Origin of the sequence: Streptomyces sp. NBC_00683 (assembly GCF_036226745.1) — a bacterium.
In the GTDB taxonomy this organism is placed as follows: domain Bacteria; phylum Actinomycetota; class Actinomycetes; order Streptomycetales; family Streptomycetaceae; genus Streptomyces.
The window spans coordinates 3,084,919-3,099,527 of the sequence record NZ_CP109013.1; the positions used below are offsets into that span (position 1 = coordinate 3,084,919).

Sequence of the window (14,609 nt, forward strand, 5' to 3'; positions counted from 1 at the left end):
CTCAGTTCCAGGCGTTGTTCTGGTTCTGGCTGTGGGCGCCGTGCTGTCCCACGCCGAACTGGGCGGCCGCGCCCTGGCCGATCTGCGCGTTCTGCGGAGGCAGTACCTCACTCGGCTGGACGAGCGCGAAGCCCTGGCCCAGGAAGCTGAGCTCCCAGCCCTCCCCGGTGTTGCCGCGGCGCCGGAAAACGCCGGAGGAGTGCGTCTGCGCCTGCATCTGCACCCTCAGCCCACTCGACCAGGCAACGATCGCGTCGGCGTCGGCGTTCACGTACTTGTCGGGCGTGACCTGCATCATCAGCGGCTGGCCCGAGGTCATCAGCGCGACCTTGCCGGTGCCGGAGATGTTGAGCTGGTACTTGCCCGTGCCCGAGATCCCGTACTGGCTGTCCACCGCGATGACCTCGGTGTGCAGCGACGAGTCGAGGGCGAGGACGTACGCGCTGTCGACCGTCATGCCCTCGCGGTCGACGTCGACCACGTGGATGTACTGGGCGAGGTTGGCCAGATAGACCGTTCCCTGGCCCGAGCAGCGCATCAGGTCGAGGCCCTCGCCCGTGTTCCTGCGGGCGTTGCGCTGTCCCTGCGACTGGTACTCGCCGTCGAATTCCATGAGCCCCTGATAGGCGACCATGGCTCCCTTGCGGGCGAGGACGTCGTCATGACCGGTCAGCGAGACCCGCAGGAGCTGCGGGTTCTGGACGGTGTACCGGTCCTGCGACTGCTGTTCGGTGTGGCTGAAAAGCGGACTCTGCATGATGTGTTCTCCCCCCGCTCAGTTCCGGATCCGCAGGCGGTCGGTACTGTCCTCGCTCGGTTGGACGACGACGATGCCCTGACCCGAGAAGGCCATCTGGTAGGCCTCTCCGCTGCCCCGCCCGATGAGCGAGCTCGCCTTGAAGCTGCGCTTGCCCTTGACCTTCAGGTTCGGGGACCACGCGACGAGCGCGTCGGGGTCGACGTAGGTCTCGTCCTCGCCCCGTCCGCAGTCGACGACGATCGGCGTGCCGCGCGAGGTGATCGCGACCCATCCGGTGCCTTGGACGCAAACGTTCCACAGGCCCTGGCCTGCGAACTTGGCCAGGCCCTTGACCCGCTCCACACCCCAGGTGAGGTGGCCGTCGAAGGCGAGGAGATTGGTGCCGTTGACCGACAGCGAGTCGTTGTTGAGATTGATGACGACCACATCGGCGCCGTAGTCGGCGAGGTACAGCAGCCCGTCACCGGCGCACTTCATCAGTGGCGCGCCCTCGCCGGTGATCCACTGCGAGGCGATCTGGCGGACGGCGGGCGGGTTGGGCTCGTACTGGATGAAGCCCTCGTAGGCCACCATCGAGCCGGTACGTGCGTAGAGGTCCTGCCCGGAGGCCATGGCGACCTTGAGCATCGTGCGGCCGTGGTTCTCCATCCGGGCCGTGACGGGGGTCGGGGCGAAGCCCGCGAGTTGCTGATTCATGACGGGCTCCCTCAGACCTCGTAGGGCTGGACGACGATGAAGTTCCCGGGGGCTCCCCGGAACTGGAGGTTCACGGTCTCCCCGCTGTGGCCCGGATACGCGTTGCGGCGCAGCCGGACCTGGCTGGAGATGATCACCTGGGACGCCGCCGACCAGGCCACGACCGCGTTGCAGTCGGCGAACGTGGTCGGGGTGACCGGCAGGACGACCGGAACACCGTGGGTCTTGACGACGACGGTGCCCGTGCCCTGGAACTGCATGGTGAACAGGGCGCCGCCGGGAATCCCGTGCCCTTCGATCCTGCGCACCTCGTACTGCAGCGACTCGTCGAAGGCGAGGACGCTCTCCGCCGAGACGCAGATGCCGTCACCCTGCAGCTCGATGGGGTGCAGATGCGATCCCTCCTCGGCGAGGAAGACCTGTCCACGACCCGTACAGCGCATCAGCTGCATTTCCTGGCCGGTGGCGTTACCGACCATGCGGCCCGCGAAACCGGCGCCCTTGTAGCCGAAGTCGACCTTCCCCTGGTACATCACCATGCTGCCCTGACGGGCGAGCACAGGTGTCCCTCCCATGGTCAGGTCCACGCGCATGAGCTGCTGGTTCTGCGAGGTCCAGCGCTGTCCGGTGGCCGTCTCCTTGTACGGCTGCAGGGCTGCCTGCAGCCCTGCACCGGCCTGCGGGACACCCTGGGGCACCATCCCCTGGGGCGCTCCGGGCTGCATGCCCGGAGGCTGCTGCCCGAACGGGGCCGGAGGCTGCTGGCCGAACGGCGCGGCGGGCGGCTGCTGACCGAACGGCGGGGCAGCCGGGGGCTGCTGACCGTACGGCGGCGCGGCCTGGCCCGGGACCTGGCCGAACTGCGGCTGCTGAGGCGGCTGTCCGTACGGGGCCGGCGCCTGGGGTGCCAGGGGGGCCGCGATCGTCGGCGCGGCGTGCACCGGCTGCTGCGGCGCGGCGGGCGCCCCGAACGACGGTGCGGGCTGCGGGGCTTGGGGCGCTGCCGGGGCGCCGAAAGCGGGGGGCGCGGTGGCCTGGGCGGGCGGCGCGAACGACGGCGCCGCACCCTGTGGCTGCGGTGCTGCCGGAGCCTCCTCGGCGACCTCGCCGCCGAAGTTCTTGAGCAGCGCGTCCAGGCCGCCGTCGAAGCCCTGGCCCACTGCGGCGAACCGCCAGACGTCCTTGAGGTAGAAGTCGCCCAGCATGACCGCGCGCTCGGTGGTGAACTCCGAGCCCGTGAAGGCGTACTTCACCACTTCCTCGCCGCCGGCGACGATCCGGATGTACCCGGGGCCGACCTGCGACATCTGCCCCGCACCGTCGAGAGTCGCGGTGAACGAAAGCTTGTGGATGTTCGCCGGAATGCGGTCGAGGGTGACGCGGAAGGACTCGGTGTCGCCGGCCTGGGCGCCGAGCAGCTGAATGGACTCCTCGGGTGATTTCGGCTGGTTGAAGAAGATGAAATACCGGTCGTCCGAGAGCTGCTCATTGGCATCGAGACCGAAGCAGCTGATGTCGAACGTCAGGCCCGGGCCGGCGATCTGCACACCTACGTACAGATCCGTCCCTGGCGTGAGATCACTGATCTTGGCCTTGTGGCCGCGTTGGAATTCCCTGGCCATGCGTAACGACCGTCCCCCATCCCGAATGTAAATGCGTCGCGTCAGGCTAACCGCAAACCACGCCTTTGAGCTAAGCCGGTACAGACCCGGTACAGAATCACCGAACGTCACTCTTCACGTGCGGTGGGCAGATGCGGGAGCCGCTCGGCCGCCACCACACCTTCGAGATAGCCACGCGCCCGTTCGGTACGCGGATACGCCTCCAGCAGGCGCCAGAAGCGCGGACCGTGGCCGGGAACCAGGAGGTGGGCCAGTTCATGGAGGAGGACGTAGTCCACGACGTACTCCGGCATGCCCTGCAGGCGGTGCGAGAGGCGAATGCTGCCCTCGGCCGGGGTGCATGAGCCCCAGCGGGTGTTCTGATTGGTCACCCACCGCACCGATGCGGGGCGCGCCCGGCCCTCGAAGTACTGGGCGGAGAGCCCTTCGGCACGTTCGGCGAGCTCGCTGTCGCCGATCACCCGCTTGCTCTCCTGGGCGGCGAGCTTGTCGAGCATCACGCCGACCCAGCGCTGCTCCTCCGCCTCCGACATCCGGGCAGGAATGAGAACGATCGTGCGGTCGCCCTCGCGGTACGCGGAGACCGTTCTGCTGCGCCGGGCGCTTCTGCGGACCTCGACCGCACTCGTCACCGATGCGGCGGGCTGGTGGGCGGCCGCGCTGCGCTGGTGGCGTCCGGCGCTGCGCACGGGGGTCTCCCCGGCGAGGCCGGGTGAAGAGTCGGCGGACACGCCATGACGTTACCCGCTGTCGGCGCGGGAAGTCCTGCCTCCCGGACGGTTCGGCGTTGATCCACTTCTCGCCGTGCACCATTTGAACGACTAATGCCCCAGCCTGTGGATAACTTTCCGCACGTTTCGCCACCGCGTTGCATTCTGACAACGGATCCCGCCGCCGGCCGATACCGACCGGCGCAGCCCGACACCCACCGGGGAGAAGTCATGCATCCGATGTTGAAACCTGCGCTGCGCCGGGCCTGGCGCGGACGGAACACCGTGCAATTCGGTGTGACGCCCGCGCATGCTGTGACGCTGGGTCCGATGGATATCGCTACCGGGAGTTTCCTCGAACTTCTCGACGGAACACGCGGCCTCCCGCTGCTGCGCGAAGAAGCCGGGGCACTCGATCTGTCGGACCGTCATGTGGACATCCTGGTATCACGTCTGACGGAGGCGGGGCTGCTCGACGACTTGAGTGCGGGCGGTCCGGAAGCCGACGCATTACGCCGGCGGGCCGAGACCCTGGAGCGGCAGCGTCCCGACGCCGCGTCACTTTCGGTCGTCCATCCGGAACCCGGGAGCGGGCTGCGCAGGCTCGCGGCCCGGCGTGCGATGCGGGTCCAGGTACGGGGCGCGGGCAGGGTCGGCGCCACGATCGCCGCGGTGTTGTCCGGGGCCGGAGTGGGACGGGTCGAGGTGCTCGACGGTGGCCGCACCGAGCCGTGGGACATCGCACCCGGCGGTCTTCCGGCGGCCGCCGTCGGGGAGCGGCGGGATTCCGCGGCCCGGCAGCTGGTCCGCCGGTCCGCGGCCGGCGGACCTCCCCGGCAGGCGGAGACAGCGGGCGCTCCGGCGAGCGGCGAGCCCGCCCTGTCCCTGATCGTGGTGGCCCCGCGGGACGGCCTCTCGGTCTACGCCCCCGATCCGGATACCGCCGCACCCTGGATCGCCTCGGGTACGCCGCATCTCTACGCGGGAGTGATCGAGGCCACCGGGGTGGTCGGTCCGCTGGTGCTGCCGGGCGGCACCGGCTGTGCGGGCTGCCTGGCACTGCACCGTGCGGAGCAGGACCCGCAGTGGCCGCGGATGCTGGCGCAGTGGAAGTCCGGGCGGCGCAGCACGGTGCCGGCCTGCGATCTGGGGCTGGCGACGGCGGTGGCCGGCCTCGCGGCAGCCCATGCGCTGTCCTTTCTCGACGGGGAGCTCCCGGCCGTCACCGGTGCCCGGTGGGAGGCCGCGCTTCCTCTGCTGGAGTGGCGGGCCGAACGGCTGGGTGCGCACCTCGACTGCTCCTGTGGCGCCGCCGGGCAGACTGAGGGGGAGCTCACCTCCGCGGCCGGCGCCGCACAGGACACAATGGCGGGGTGACCGCCGCCGACGGAGCAGGGCCGAACACTCACGCGGCACGGCAGTCTGGGACTTGGAGGGGCACATGTCTGATCTTCCCCGGAAGGCGGTCACCCGGACCGCGAAGCTGGCCGCGCTGCCGCTCGGCTTCGCCGGGCGTGCCACGTGGGGCCTGGGCAAGCGGATAGGCGGCAAGTCCGCGGAGATCGTCGCCCGCGAGGTCCAACAGCGCACGGCGGATCAACTCTTCAAGGTCCTCGGCGAGTTGAAGGGCGGTGCCATGAAGCTCGGGCAGGCGCTGTCCGTCTTCGAGTCGGCGCTGCCCGAAGATGTCGCAGGCCCGTACAGGGCGGCACTGACCAAACTGCAGGAGGCCGCTCCGCCGATGCCGACCCGCACCGTCCACGGGGTGCTGGCCGAGCGGCTCGGTGAGGACTGGCGGGAACTGTTCCTCGAATTCGAGGACCGGCCGTCCGCAGCCGCGTCGATCGGGCAGGTGCACCGCGCTGTGTGGCACGACGGACGCGATGTCGCCGTGAAGGTGCAGTATCCGGGCGCGGGGGAGGCGCTGCTCTCGGATCTGACCCAGCTCAGCCGCTTCGCGAGGCTGCTCGGTCCGCTGATTCCCGGGATGGACATCAAACCGCTCATCACGGAACTGCGGGACCGGGTCTCGGAGGAGCTGGACTACGCGCTGGAGGCTCAGGCCCAGCAGGAGCACGCGGCGGAGTTCGAGGACGACCCCGATGTGGTGATCCCCGGAGTGGTGCACCAGTCCGAACAGGTCCTTGTGACCGAGTGGATGGACGGGATCCCTCTGTCGGAAGTGATCGCCGACGGCACTCCGGACCAGAGGGACCGGGCCGGTCAGCTGCTCGCGCGCTTCCTGTTCTCGGGGCCGGCACGCACCGGTCTCCTCCACGCCGACCCCCATCCGGGCAACTTCCGGCTGCTGCCTCCGCTGGGCGCGGACACCGAGGTCGAGGCCGCCGTAGATGAGGCCGCCGATGCCGGCAGCACCGGCGGAGATGCCGGCAGGTGGAGGCTGGGGGTCCTGGACTTCGGAACGGTGGACCGGCTGCCGGGCGGACTGCCGCGGACCATCGGCGACTCGCTGCGGATGACGCTGGACGGTGATGCCGAGGCCGTGTACCAGATGCTCCGTGAGGCGGGGTTCGTCAAGGACTCGATCGAGCTCGCACCGGACGCCGTGCTCGACTATCTCCTCCCGATCATCGAACCGGCGCAGGTGGACGAGTTCACCTTCACCCGCTCCTGGCTGCGCAGTCAGGCCGCCCGCATCGCCGACCCGCGCTCCCCCGCCCACCAGCTGGGCAAGCAGATGAACCTTCCGCCGTCCTACCTGCTGATACACCGCGTCACGCTGAGCACCATCGGTGTGTTGTGCCAGCTCGGCGCCACGGTGCGTCTGCGGGACGAACTGGAGTCCTGGCTGCCGGGATTCCTCCTGGAGCACGAGCCGGATCGGGAGAGCGAGGACGATCAGGTGGGCGAGGACGATCTGGAGGGCGCGTACGGCCAGGAGGACGCAGCGGTCGAGGCCCGGAGCCTTTCCTGACGCTGCGGCCTCCCCGTCACTCCCCGGTCACCACCAGTCGGAGTCCAGTCGGCCCTCGATCGACCGGATATGGGTGCGGGAACAGTCCTCGCAGATGTACTGGCGTCTGCCGTTCTCCACGGAGCAGATCCAGGTCACGGGTGCCGTGTCGCCATCGGCGACGACACCGCACCGGGCACATGACACCTGCCCGGCACCCGGCCGCGCCGGGTGATCAGTCTCCTCGTCCACCTCGCGACGATATCCCCGTCGGCCCGGCGGGCTCGGCACAACGCACCGCGGGGCCGGCCTGTTCGGACCGGCCCCGCGGAAGGGGTGGGGTGGCTGCGCCAGGGGCAGAGCGGTTGCCCCGGCAGCCGTGCCGCCGTCGCGCGGCGGCCACATCGTGCTGCTGGCGGCGCTGTTAGTGCATGACCGCCATGGCGAGCGCACGGCGGGCGCGCATCGAGGCACGCTCCGCCCGGCGCTGCATCCGCCGGGCGGCCACCAGGCGCACTGCCTGGCGATCCACCTCGGCTTCCCTCAGGCGGTCGTGCATATGCGCACGGGCCAGGGCTTCTGGGATGAGTTGCATTTCGCGGGTCCTGTTCTGACGCGAGTCGTTCGCGCCGATGATGGTGACGTCCGGGGTCGCGGAGCCGACGGGCTCCTTCGTGGGGGTGATCATTGGTGCCTGATTTCGGGGGTCATGGGTCTGGGGACGGTCGATGGTTCCGATGCGCTTTGTTCGTGCGGGGGACATGACCCCCAGGCCGGCGGTCACGCCGCGACCGGGTTCTTGCGCGGACGGCCACGCGGACGCTTGCGGGCGACGACGACGCCCTGGACGAAGAGCTCGCCACCCCAGACGCCCCACGGCTCGCGACGCTCCTTGGCGCCGGCGAGACACGCCTCGACGAGCGGACAGGTCCGGCAGAGGGACTTGGCGTACTCGACGTCGGCCGGCGTCTCGGCGAAGAAGACCTCCGGGTCGTACGAACGGCAGGGGACAGGTACGCCGAGGTTCTCGATGGCGTCGTCGAGCGCGGTGAGCGCGGTGAGCGCGGTGAGCGGGGTCAAGGTGGAGTCCTCCGTGAGGCCGGGCGGCGTGATCGTGTCGGAAGGCGGTACGGACGGGGCGTGCGTCTCGGTTTGCACGGTGGTGTTGTCCTCGTCTGGTCGTGCCGGCCTGTTGGCCGGTTGGCGGCTGGTACCAGGTCCTGCTGTCCCGAGGCTCCTTCGTCTCGTCTCATCCGTTCGGACAAAACAAAAGGGCCGCGGATCCCGAGTGGGGTTCCGCGGCCCTGAAGGCGCCGGCCTGATGCTGGATCAGGCTGGATCACTCCAGGGTTCAGGCCCACGGAAGGCCCACATCGTGTGGTGCTGTGTCGTCTGCTTCTTGGCTCCGGCACCGACGGCCGCAAAGGCATAGGCGCGAGCCTGTCCCTTCGCTACTGCTGCTGCCGGTGCCTCGGTCGGTCGCTCATTGCGCTCCCGGACGGGCAGGCTCGCCAGGGACAGCGGGCTGCCGACGGAGACGCCGGACACACCGGTGGTACGAAGCGAAAGTTCCGAAGAGCAGGCGAAGCCGAGCGAGCAGGCGGAGGCGACCGACGGATCGGTCATTTTGACGGTGTTGATAATGCTGATCACAGGAATCGCCTCCTCTCGGCGTCTCAGGGGACCGGCCGGGGCCGGTCCTGCGTATTCGGATAAGTACAGCACGGAATCAGGGCTTCAGAGAAGTCGCTGTTCCCGTGGTTAAGAACCTATGGTGATGACTGCTGCGGGCGCAAACTATTTTTTCGACGAGTTTTCCTCACACGTCGTCATCGCCCGCTCCTGGCTCCGGTTCCAGCGTCCGACCTGCACAGATGTCGAGCACATCCGCTCCGAAGCGGGTCAGCTTCCGGTTGCCGACACCGGCGATGACGACCAGCTCCCCCTCGGTGTCCGGCACCCTCTCGGCGATCGCCATCAGCGTCTTGTCCGTGAACACGCAGTACGCGGGCTGGCCGATCTCCTTCGCCCGGTCCGCACGCCACTGCCTCAGCCGCTCGTACAGCCCCTCGTCCATGTCCGACGGGCAGTCCTCGCAGCGCATCAGCTTCATCTCGCCGGCTTCGGTGAGGGTCTTGCCGCAGACCCGGCACAGCACCGGCCCGCGGCGCCTGGGCCGGGCCGCAGCCCCGGAACCTCCGCTGCCCGTGCCCGTGGCCGAGCCGCGGTCGATGCCTCCGCCGCCCCCCGCGCCGCCCCGTGTGCCGAAGGCGGCCGATCCGGGCCGCAGTCCGTTCAGGAATCGGGTCGGCCGACGGCCGCCGCGGCCACCCGGCGAGCGGGACAGGGCCCAGGACAGCGAGAGGTGGAAGCGGGCCCGGGTGACACCGACGTACAGCAGCCGGCGTTCCTCCTCGACCTGCTCATCGGTCTTGGCGTAGGCGATCGGCATCATGCCCTCGGTGAGCCCGACCAGGAAGGCGGCGTCCCACTCCAGCCCCTTCGCCGAGTGCAGCGAAGCCAGCGTGACGCCCTGGACCGTGGGGGCGTGCTGGGCGGCGGCCCGTTCGTCGAGCTCTGCCACGAGGTCGGAGAGCGTCGCTCCCGGCTTGGCCTGTTCGAAATCCTCGGCCAGACGCACCAGAGCGGCCAGCGACTCCCAGCGGTCCCGGACCGCACCCGAACCGTTGGGCGGCTTGGAGGTCCACCCCTTGGTGGAGAGCACGGCCCGCACCTCGGAGGGCAGTCCCTCGGCTCCGTCGAGCAAGGAGTCGTTGCCCCCGGCGCGGGCGGCGCCGCGCAGGGCGACGCCCGCCTCCCGTACCTCCGCGCGGTCGAAGAAGCGCTCCGCGCCGCGCAGCTGGTAGGGCACACCGGCGTCGGCGAGGGCCTGCTCGTAGACCTCGGACTGGGAATTGACCCGGTACAGCACGGCGATCTCGCCGGCCGGGACACCCGCGGCGATCAGGTCACGGATCCGCCGGGCGGTGCCCTCGGCCTCCGCGGGCTCGTCCGCGTACTCCGTGTAGGAGGGCTCGGGGCCCTTCTCGCGCTGCGAGACCAGCTCGAGCCGGTGCTCGGCCGCCCTGCCGCTGGCCTGGCTCAGCAGTCCGTTGGCCAGATGGACGACCTGCGGGGTGGAGCGGTAGTCCCGCACCAGCTTGACCACCGTCGCGTTCGGGTGGCGGGTGCGGAAGTTCAGCAGGTGGTCGGGGGTCGCCCCGGTGAAGGAGTAGATCGTCTGGCTGGCGTCACCGACGACGCACAGGTTGTCCCGGTCGCCGAGCCAGAGGTCGAGGAGCCGCTGCTGGAGCGGGCTGACGTCCTGGTACTCGTCGACGACGAAGTGCTGGTACTGGGTGCGCACGTGTTCGGCGATGTCGTGCCGGTCCTGGAGGATGCCGACGGTGAGAAGCAGCACATCCTCGAAGTCGATCACCGAGCGGTCGCGCTTGAGCTGCTCGTACATCGCGTAGATCTGTGACAGCTCGGCAGGATCACGCGGGGCGTCGCGCTGGGTCTTGGCGACCGCGGCCGGGTAGTCGGCGGGCACGGTCTGGGTGACCTTGGCCCACTCGATCTCGCTCGTGGTGTCGCGCAGCTCGTTGCGGTCGAGCCGGACGCCGCAGCGGGCCGCCGCCTCGGCGACGAGCTGGACCTTGCGCTCCACCAGCCGCGGCAGCGCACCACCGACTGCTTTCGGCCAGAAGTACTGGAGCTGGCGCAGGGCGGCGGAGTGGAACGTCCGCGCCTGCACACCGGTCGCGCCGAGCTGGCGGAGCCTGCCCCGCATCTCGCCGGCGGCGCGGTTGGTGAAGGTGACGGCGAGCACGGTCGTCGGCTGGAGAATCCCGGCCCGGACCCCGTAGGCGATGCGATGCGTGATGGCTCGCGTCTTCCCCGTACCGGCTCCGGCCAGCACGCACACGGGTCCGGCGAGGGCCAGCGCGACCTCGCGCTGCTCCGGGTCGAGCCCGTCGAGCACGGCGTCCGCGGACTCGGGAACCTGCGGGAAAAGGGTGGAATGCGTTGCTGCTGTCACCCCGCCATGCTGCCAGGTCGCAGGGGGCCGGTGCGGAAGTTGTCCACAGGGGGTGCCGTTTGTCGTACTGATACGGGTGCGGTCGCGGGAATGGCGGCCGGGTCCCGTACGTTCCCTGCATGCGGGAAGGTACGGGAACGTGTTCTTTCCGCCTTCCAGCGAGACGGACGAGACAAGGGAGCACCAGCGACATGCCGGGCACTGTGACGATGTACAGCACCACGTGGTGCGGCTACTGCCGCCGGCTCAAGGGCCAGATGGACCGCGAAGGCATCGCGTACACCGAGGTCAACATCGAGCAGGACCCGGATTCGGCAGCGTTTGTCGAGAAGGCGAATGGCGGAAACCAGACGGTTCCGACCGTGCTCTTCCCCGACGGTTCGACGCTGACGAACCCCTCGCTGGCCCAGGTCAAGCAGAAGATCGGCGCCTGACGCAGAGACGCATGGCGACGGCCCCGAGCTGAAGCTCCGGGGCCGTCGCCATGCCTGCGTGCTGCCTGCCTGCTCCTGCTGCCTGCCCGCGGGCTACCTGCCTGCGTGCCGCGTGCCTGCCGGCGAGTCCTGCCGGCCGCACTGCGCGCGGATCACTGACGGCGGGGACGCCTGCGCCACCAGCTCGGCCGTCGTCCTGCTTCCTGGTAGCGGCCCGGCTCCGAGTCCGGCTCCGGGCCCGCATCGTCCGCCAGCTCCCGCACGGCGGTCCTGATGCGGTCGAAGGTCGCTATCCGGTTCTGCTTCTCACCGGGCAGGACGACTCCGACACAGACCAGCTTGAGCCTGCCGCCTCCGAGCTCGGTCCCCACGAAGACCGGCGCACCGGCGCACCCCTCCGGCACGGTGGAACCCCAGTGGACGCTGCCGTCGGTCCCGCGTGCCACCTCGCCCACGACGACGGCCATCAGCCTCTCTCCCCGCGTCTCCCCCACGTCGTGGCCCAGGATGTAGGCGGGCTGTGGTTCGGCACCGATCCGCGCGATGTCCTCGTCGTTCGCGGCGAGACCGTCCGTGATCTCGTCGGTCGCCCAGCTCCAGCCCTTGCGGGTGCCGTGGGCATGCAGCCCGGCCGTGGGCAGCACGGCGACGCCCAGGTCCCCGAGGACGGTCCACCCGTCGGCGAAGTCCGTCATGAGGAGCTTCTCCGCGCTCATCACGGGGTCGCACAGTTCGGGTCGCAGCGTCAGCTCGCCCAGGTCGTACCGCGTCAACTCCGCAGCCGTCACGAGGTACTGGCTGATGACCTCGGAGTCGGCCGTGGAGTCGATGAGGTCGTTGAACCAGAAGGCCGTTCCGTGGTGCCGGTCCGTGTTCGCCTGCTTGAACGCCAGAGTCGAGCGTCCGGCGTTGGCCGTGATGGCGTTGATGGTCGCGTGGTGGACGCTCGGTTCGGACATGGCCGGGGACTCTACCGAGAGCGTCCCTGTACACGTCACACGGGGTGCCGCGTCTTGCCGCCGCACCCCGCCCGCGTACCCGCCGTCAGCCGGCGCCGCCCGGCCTCGGGAGTGGCTTGCCGTACCAGAGCTCGATCAGGCGCGCGGCGATCGAGATCCCGAACGGGGGCAGGACCTCGCCCGACTCGAAGGCGGCCGTCAGGTCCTCGCGGGAGAACCAGCGGGCCTCCTCGATCTCCTCGCCGTCCACGTTGATCTCCGAGGAGGTGGCGCGTGCCATGAATCCGAGCATCAGGCTGGACGGGAACGGCCAGGGCTGGCTGGCGATGTACTCGACCTCGCCGACGGTGACGCCCGCCTCCTCGAACACTTCGCGGGCCACGGACTGCTCGATCGACTCGCCCGGCTCGACGAAGCCCGCGAGCGTCGAGAAGCGTCCCTCCGGCCAGTGCACCTGGCGGCCCAGCAGGGCCCGGTCCTGGTCGTCGGTGACCAGCATGATCACCGCGGGGTCGGTGCGCGGGTAGTGCTCGGCGCCGCAGGCCTGGCAGCGGCGGATGTGGCCGGCTGCCGCGATGACGGTGCGCTCGCCGCAGCGTGAGCAGAAGCGGTGCAGCCGCTGCCAGTTCTCCAGGGCCACGGCGTGCACCATGAGCCCCGCGTCCCGCGCGCCCAGGAGCAGCCCCGCCTCGCGCAGGCCGGCAGGACGGGCGGACTGGTCCATGCGGCCCGGCAGGGAGTCCTTCTGGAGGGCGAAGTAGCGCACACCCTCCTCGTCGGTCCCGAGGAAGTAGCGGTGGGTCTCGGTGAGCGGCGCCTCGAAGGACGGGGTCATGACGAGCTCGGTGCCGCCGTCCGGGGTGTCGTCGATCAGCGCCTGCCCGCCCGATACGACGAAGACTCTGGTCGTCGGGTGGCTCCAGGCCGCGGCGAGCCAGGCCTCGTCGAGCCTGTGGTGCGCGGAGCGGTCGATGCCGCTGGGCGCGGTGAGGCCGATCGGACGGTCAGCGGTGGCGTTGTCGAAGGTGCTCACAGGTGCTTCCTACTCCCCCGGGGGTGGATCGGGTGATCAGAGATTCAGCGTGGTGCCGCGGCCAGTTCGCCCCACAGATGGGCGGCGGTCTCCACGCCCTTGAGGAGGAGGTCGATCTCGACCTTCTCGTCGGGGCCGTGCCAGCCGTCGGACGGTACGGAGATGCCCAGGAAGAGGACGGGTGCGCCGAGCACGTCCTGCAGGTCGGCGGCGGGGCCCGAGCCTCCTTCGCGGGTGAAGAGGATCTTCTTCCCGAAGGCCCGCCCCATGGCACGGGCCACTGCCTGGAGGGCGGGGTGGTCCAGCGGGGTCAGGCAGGGGCGGGTGGCGGGGGCGAAGGTGATCCGGTGGCGGATGCCGGCCGGGATCTGTTCCTCGGCCCACTTGCGGACCATCTGCTGGACGCGCTCCGGATCCTGGCCTGCGACGAGCCGGAAGCTCAGCTTCACCAGGGCGGACGAGGGGATGACCGTCTTGCTGCCCGCCCCCTGGTAGCCGCCGCCGATGCCGTTGACCTCGGCGGTGGGACGCGCCCAGATGCGTTCCAGGGTGGTGTACCCGGCCTCGCCCGCGGTGGCCTGCGAAGCGGCGGTGCGCAGCCAGGTGGCCTCGTCGAAGGGCAGCTCGGCGAAGAGGGCGCGCTCGGTGTCGGTGAGTTCGGCCACGCCGTCGTAGAACCCTGGGACCGCGACCCGTCCCTGGGTGTCGTGGAGCGCGGCGACGAGGCGGGCCACGGCGGTCGCGGGGTTGGGCACGGCGCCGCCGAACGATCCGGAGTGGATGTCGTGGCCCGGGCCGTGCAGCTCGATCTCGCATTCGGCGAGGCCGCGCATTCCGGTGCAGACGGTCGGGGTGTTCTCGTCCCACATGCCGGTGTCGGAGACGATCACGACGTCGGCGGCGAGGCGGCCCGCACGCTGTTCGGCCAGGGCGCGGAAGTGCGGGGAGCCGGACTCCTCCTCGCCCTCGACGAGGAGCTTGAGATGCACGGCGGGGGTGGTGCGGCCGGTTGCCGCGAGGTGCGCCCTGACGCCGAGCGTGTGGAAGAACACCTGGCCCTTGTCGTCGGCCGCGCCGCGTCCGTACATCCTGCCGTCGCGGATCACCGGTTCGAAGGGGTCGGTGTGCCAGCCGTCCTCGCGGGCCGCGGGCTGCACGTCGTGGTGGCCGTAGACGAGGACGACCGGTGCGTCCGGGTCGTCGGACGGCCACTCGGCGAAGACGGCCGGGGCGCCGGGCGTCTCCCAGATCTCGGTGACGGGGAATCCGGTCTGCGCGAACTTGTCCTTGAGCCACTCGGCACTGCGCCGTACGTCTCCGTCGTGCTCCGGCTGTGCGGATACGGACGGGATGCGCAGCCACTCGGCGAGGTCGTCGAGGAAGGCTGTGCGGTGCTGCTCGGTGTACGTACGGACGGCGCTGTCCGGGGTGTCGCTCAT

The 14,609-nt window shown here is 70.1% G+C and carries 15 protein-coding genes; 3 read left to right on the top strand and 12 right to left on the bottom strand.

Annotation, left to right across the window (positions count from 1 at the left end):
- Position 1: 1 nt before the first annotated feature.
- The 4 genes from OG257_RS13485 to OG257_RS13500 all read right to left on the bottom strand — a co-directional run bounded on the left by OG257_RS13485 (position 2) and on the right by OG257_RS13500 (position 3,809).
- The gene (locus tag OG257_RS13485; RefSeq protein ID WP_329207597.1) at positions 2-757 is read right to left on the bottom strand and encodes an AIM24 family protein; all 756 of its coding nucleotides are present in this window, start codon (positions 755-757) and stop codon (positions 2-4) included.
- An 18-nt stretch (positions 758-775) separates the two neighbouring features.
- Complete coding sequence (locus OG257_RS13490) at positions 776-1,456, bottom strand: AIM24 family protein (RefSeq protein ID WP_329207599.1); 681 nt, start codon at positions 1,454-1,456, stop codon at positions 776-778.
- Between the two features lie 11 nt (positions 1,457-1,467).
- A complete protein-coding gene (locus OG257_RS13495; protein ID WP_329207601.1) occupies positions 1,468-3,078 on the bottom strand; it encodes a TerD family protein in 1,611 nt (536 codons plus the stop codon).
- 107 nt (positions 3,079-3,185) lie between these two features.
- Complete coding sequence (locus OG257_RS13500; RefSeq protein ID WP_329207603.1) at positions 3,186-3,809, bottom strand: M48 metallopeptidase family protein; 624 nt, start codon at positions 3,807-3,809, stop codon at positions 3,186-3,188.
- Between the two features lie 210 nt (positions 3,810-4,019).
- Here OG257_RS13500 and OG257_RS13505 point away from each other — a divergent pair, with 210 nt between their 5' ends.
- Both OG257_RS13505 and OG257_RS13510 read left to right on the top strand, forming a co-directional pair.
- The gene (locus tag OG257_RS13505; protein WP_329207605.1) at positions 4,020-5,165 is read left to right on the top strand and encodes a ThiF family adenylyltransferase; all 1,146 of its coding nucleotides are present in this window, start codon (positions 4,020-4,022) and stop codon (positions 5,163-5,165) included.
- A gap of 64 nt (positions 5,166-5,229) precedes the next feature.
- Entirely contained in the window at positions 5,230-6,723 is a 1,494-nt protein-coding gene (locus OG257_RS13510) for an ABC1 kinase family protein (RefSeq protein ID WP_329207606.1), read from the top strand.
- A gap of 27 nt (positions 6,724-6,750) precedes the next feature.
- Here the strand turns inward: OG257_RS13510 and OG257_RS13515 are convergent, their stop codons facing one another.
- From OG257_RS13515 to OG257_RS13535, 5 genes are all read right to left on the bottom strand, one after another.
- Complete coding sequence (locus OG257_RS13515) at positions 6,751-6,954, bottom strand: hypothetical protein (RefSeq protein WP_329207608.1); 204 nt, start codon at positions 6,952-6,954, stop codon at positions 6,751-6,753.
- Between the two features lie 172 nt (positions 6,955-7,126).
- Positions 7,127-7,486, bottom strand: coding sequence for a hypothetical protein (locus tag OG257_RS13520; RefSeq protein ID WP_329207610.1), 360 nt, complete (start codon positions 7,484-7,486; stop codon positions 7,127-7,129).
- On the bottom strand, positions 7,483-7,860 hold the full coding sequence (locus tag OG257_RS13525; RefSeq protein WP_329207612.1) for a WhiB family transcriptional regulator: 378 nt from the start codon (positions 7,858-7,860) through the stop codon (positions 7,483-7,485). The genes OG257_RS13520 and OG257_RS13525 overlap by 4 nt, the downstream gene beginning before the upstream one ends.
- 171 nt (positions 7,861-8,031) lie before the next feature.
- Complete coding sequence (locus OG257_RS13530) at positions 8,032-8,355, bottom strand: hypothetical protein (RefSeq protein ID WP_329207613.1); 324 nt, start codon at positions 8,353-8,355, stop codon at positions 8,032-8,034.
- Positions 8,356-8,521: 166 nt separating this feature from the next.
- Positions 8,522-10,744: an ATP-dependent DNA helicase UvrD2 gene (locus OG257_RS13535; protein ID WP_329207615.1), complete on the bottom strand. Its 2,223-nt coding sequence runs from the start codon at positions 10,742-10,744 to the stop codon at positions 8,522-8,524.
- Between the two features lie 191 nt (positions 10,745-10,935).
- Here OG257_RS13535 and OG257_RS13540 point away from each other — a divergent pair, with 191 nt between their 5' ends.
- Positions 10,936-11,178 carry a mycoredoxin gene (locus OG257_RS13540; RefSeq protein ID WP_203182343.1) on the top strand — a complete coding sequence of 81 codons (243 nt, stop codon included), beginning with the start codon at positions 10,936-10,938 and terminating at the stop codon, positions 11,176-11,178.
- Between the two features lie 152 nt (positions 11,179-11,330).
- Here OG257_RS13540 and OG257_RS13545 read toward each other — a convergent pair whose 3' ends face one another.
- From OG257_RS13545 to OG257_RS13555, 3 genes are all read right to left on the bottom strand, one after another.
- The gene (locus tag OG257_RS13545) at positions 11,331-12,137 is read right to left on the bottom strand and encodes a hypothetical protein (protein WP_329207618.1); all 807 of its coding nucleotides are present in this window, start codon (positions 12,135-12,137) and stop codon (positions 11,331-11,333) included.
- A gap of 85 nt (positions 12,138-12,222) precedes the next feature.
- Entirely contained in the window at positions 12,223-13,170 is a 948-nt protein-coding gene (nudC, locus tag OG257_RS13550; RefSeq protein WP_329207620.1) for an NAD(+) diphosphatase, read from the bottom strand.
- A 44-nt stretch (positions 13,171-13,214) separates the two neighbouring features.
- Positions 13,215-14,609 carry a dipeptidase gene (locus OG257_RS13555; RefSeq protein WP_329207622.1) on the bottom strand — a complete coding sequence of 465 codons (1,395 nt, stop codon included), beginning with the start codon at positions 14,607-14,609 and terminating at the stop codon, positions 13,215-13,217.

Bases quoted from the DNA above. Each gene is read 5' to 3' on its own strand.
- OG257_RS13505 (WP_329207605.1), top strand. From the start codon at position 4,020: ATGCATCCGATGTTGAAACCTGCGCTGCGCCGGGCCTGGCGCGGACGG.
- OG257_RS13545 (WP_329207618.1), bottom strand. From the start codon at position 12,137: ATGTCCGAACCGAGCGTCCACCACGCGACCATCAACGCCATCACGGCC.
- OG257_RS13485 (WP_329207597.1), bottom strand. From the start codon at position 757: ATGCAGAGTCCGCTTTTCAGCCACACCGAACAGCAGTCGCAGGACCGG.
- OG257_RS13540 (WP_203182343.1), top strand. From the start codon at position 10,936: ATGCCGGGCACTGTGACGATGTACAGCACCACGTGGTGCGGCTACTGC.
- OG257_RS13555 (WP_329207622.1), bottom strand. From the start codon at position 14,609: ATGAGCGACACCCCGGACAGCGCCGTCCGTACGTACACCGAGCAGCAC.
- OG257_RS13490 (WP_329207599.1), bottom strand. From the start codon at position 1,456: ATGAATCAGCAACTCGCGGGCTTCGCCCCGACCCCCGTCACGGCCCGG.
- OG257_RS13495 (WP_329207601.1), bottom strand. From the start codon at position 3,078: ATGGCCAGGGAATTCCAACGCGGCCACAAGGCCAAGATCAGTGATCTC.
- OG257_RS13510 (WP_329207606.1), top strand. From the start codon at position 5,230: ATGTCTGATCTTCCCCGGAAGGCGGTCACCCGGACCGCGAAGCTGGCC.